4 protein-coding genes are annotated in these 2,987 nt (G+C 58.2%); all 4 read right to left on the bottom strand.

All coding sequences use genetic code 11. From position 1 onward, the window contains the following. Nucleotides 1-812 (bottom strand): tryptophan--tRNA ligase (trpS, locus tag L692_RS0123135; RefSeq protein WP_025702336.1); only part of this gene is annotated, 812 nt, incomplete at its 3' end. A gap of 524 nt (nucleotides 813-1,336) precedes the next feature. Beyond that, nucleotides 1,337-1,849, bottom strand: coding sequence for a signal peptidase I (gene lepB / locus L692_RS0123140; protein WP_025702337.1), 513 nt, complete (start codon nucleotides 1,847-1,849; stop codon nucleotides 1,337-1,339). A gap of 15 nt (nucleotides 1,850-1,864) precedes the next feature. Continuing rightward, on the bottom strand, nucleotides 1,865-2,266 hold the full coding sequence (locus L692_RS0123145; protein WP_025702338.1) for a DUF4265 domain-containing protein: 402 nt from the start codon (nucleotides 2,264-2,266) through the stop codon (nucleotides 1,865-1,867). 74 nt (nucleotides 2,267-2,340) lie between these two features. Then, nucleotides 2,341-2,987, bottom strand: a 647-nt coding sequence (locus L692_RS0123150; protein ID WP_025702339.1) for an SDR family NAD(P)-dependent oxidoreductase, incomplete at its 5' end; no start/stop codon positions are given.

Here is a 2,987-nt window from a genome sequence, read left to right on the forward strand (position 1 = left end):
CGCTTGCATTCCGCGCAGCCGATTACGCCCTTGCGGCACGCCTCGCCGATCTCCTCCGCGCCTTCCACCCGGAAGCAGCGGTGATACGCATAGACCGGGCAGATGTCCGGATGCCCCGGATCGCCCTTGCGCACGCGGGAGGGATCGGTCACCGCCTTGCGCATTTTCAGCTCAAGCTCCTCACGCGAGGAGTCGAGCAGAATGGCGTTGCCAAGGCTCTTGCTCATCTTGGCGCTGCCGTCCGTTCCCACAAGCCGCGGCGTATCGCCGACAAGCGCCCGGGGAAGGGTCAGCACGGGCCGGTACAATTCATTGAACCGGCGGACGATTTTGCGGGTCAATTCGATGAGAGGAAGCTGATCTTCCCCCACCGGAATGATCGTCGCCTTGCAGAACGTTATATCCGCCGCCTGGCTGACGGGATAACCGAGAAAGCCGTAATACATCTCATCCCCACCGCCGCTCTGCGCCTCCGCTTTGATCGTCGGGTTATGGCGCAGGCTGTTCACGGTAACGAACATGGAATAGAACTGGGTCAGCTCGGCGATTTCCGGAATCATCGACTGGATGAAGATGGTCGCCCGCCCCGGATCAATTCCCGCCGCCAAATAGTCCAGGGCAATCTCCCGCAAATGGGTGCGGATCAGCCCGGGCTGATGAAAATGGGTGGTCAGCGCCTGTACATCGGCCAGCATAATAAAGGTGTCATACCGGTGCTGCAGCTCCACCCGGTTCTTGAGGGTACCCGCGTAATGGCCCAGATGCAGCTTTCCGGTTACGCGGTCCCCGGTCAATACTCTCTCTTGATTCATTGCTCATTCTCCTTTTTGGATATATTGTAAACCTTAACCATCGCCACCAGCCGCCATCCAAGGCCATCACCCCCTTTCAAAATCTTCCCACAAAGTGAAGAATTGTCACTGAAGTGTTCTCAGGTACTTTGCGAGGACCCGAAAACTTATAGATTCTTATCAACAAAAAAAGCCCCGTCCTTATAAGGACGAGACTGCTCGTTATGCCACCTTAAATCGACCGCTCCTTCCGGCGCGGCTGCGCGGAGTTGACGGTCCTCGTTAGACGGTGCGGATTCGGCATATGCATGCCTCTTCGATACCGTTCCCTCTGATAACGGCGGGAACCCCGGCTATCCCTACGACCGGCGGGCCGGGCTCGGGACAGCAACTCGGAAGGCCATTCAATCGTATGCGGAACACCGGCTCGCAGCCACCGCCGGCTCTCTGCAAATTCCTGCCATACGTCTACTTACCCTTCGTCTTCGTTGATTCACCTTTAGGCTTACTTCTTTTTCCAATTATAACCGCGCTCGCCGGTCAGGTCAATCCCGCAGCTTGTGAAACGGAATCTCCAGCACGACCTTGCCGATCAGCTTATCCTTCGCGACGAAGGGCGTGTCCCATGAATGCGCGTCGAAACTCATATTCCGGTTGTCCCCAAGGAAGAAATAATGATCCTCCGGAACTGTCACCGGCCCGAAGGCGTAATCCATCTTTGCGGTGAGGTAGGATTCATCCACCTTGTCCCCGTTGCGGTACAGCGCTCCGTCCTTGATCTGCACAACATCGCCCGGCAGTCCGATCAGCCGCTTGACGTACAGCTTCGTCTCGCCGGGGACCGGCGGATGGAATACAACGATGTCGCCATGCTTCAGCGAGGTGGCCCAGAGCATTTTCTCCACAATGAGCCGGTCTCCCGCCTGGATCGTCGGGACCATCGACTCCGTCGGAACGCTCATCGCCTCGGCGACATAGCTGCGAATCAGCAAAGACAGGACAACGGCTACCAGAATCGTCGGCACCCAATCCTTAACCAGCTTGGTAAATTTGTTCACTATAAATAACCTCCTTCAAATTCCGTATGTACGGGCAATCGCTTCTAGCTCGTCCCTCAAGGGCTGCTCCGCTTCTTTCGGAACGTGAATGATGAGCACTCCTCCAAATACCGTCTCCCACCTCCCGCCCCGCTCCAGCACCCGCTTCCGGAATGCGGTAAGCTCCGGCGACTTCGCGGCTTCCCGGCTAAGCAGCCTGACCAGCTTCCGGTAGTCCGATTTCCGCACCGTTTCCACGTAGTAATAGACGCCCCGTTCTTCCTTCACTTTGATGATGTCTCCAAGGGATAAGTCCGGTCTGAACACGGGGGTCTCTTCGATCCGGTATTCATTCTCGCCGGTGCGGGTCACATCCAGAATTTCAATTTCGCGTCCCGCTTCATCGAAGCACAGCTGGAACTCCATAAAATCAGGCATCGGTTGCCTCCAATCACTGTAAATATACCTAGCTTTACAATAGACCACCAATCGGGAAAATTCAAATATCGCCGTCACCTGAGCGCCCGGGCGACTATTCGCTCGAACCATCTCCAGGGCAGCAGGCTCTTGCCTCCGGTCAGCAGCCGGGAGCCTCTTCCGACTACATAGCGCAGGCGGGGCGAGCGCATCTGCGCTATTCGGCCGATCAGCTCGGCGACCTCCTGCGGATCGGGCGCCGTATCGGCGGTCTTGCGCGAATACCGCAGCACCGCATCCAGACGCGCCCGGTACGGAGATCCATCGGCGGCGCTGATCTGCGACAGCCCCTTACTCCAAATGGCGGTGCGGTACGCGCCCGGCTCGATGATAACGACCCTCACTCCGAATGGCGACATTTCATGCCGCAGGCTCTCGCTGAAGCCCTCAACCGCGAACTTCGAAGCGGCGTATGGCGCGTAGCCGGGAAAAGCCGCCAGACCGCTGACGCTTCCGATGTTGATAATGAGGCCCGAGCGCCGCTCCCGCATCTGCGGAAGAACGGCCTTCGTTACCGCAACCAGGCCGAAGAAGTTCGTCTCCATCTGCCGGCGCCACTCCTCCATCGGCACCTCTTCCACGAAGCCGCCCGCCGCATAGCCCGCATTATTGACCAGCACATCGATCCTGCCGAAACTGTTCAGCGCCTCCGCGACGGCCGCTTCAATCGCGGCGGGGGCAG

Source organism: Paenibacillus forsythiae T98 (genome assembly GCF_000520735.1).
GTDB classification, from domain to species: Bacteria; Bacillota; Bacilli; order Paenibacillales; family Paenibacillaceae; genus Paenibacillus_AQ; species Paenibacillus_AQ forsythiae.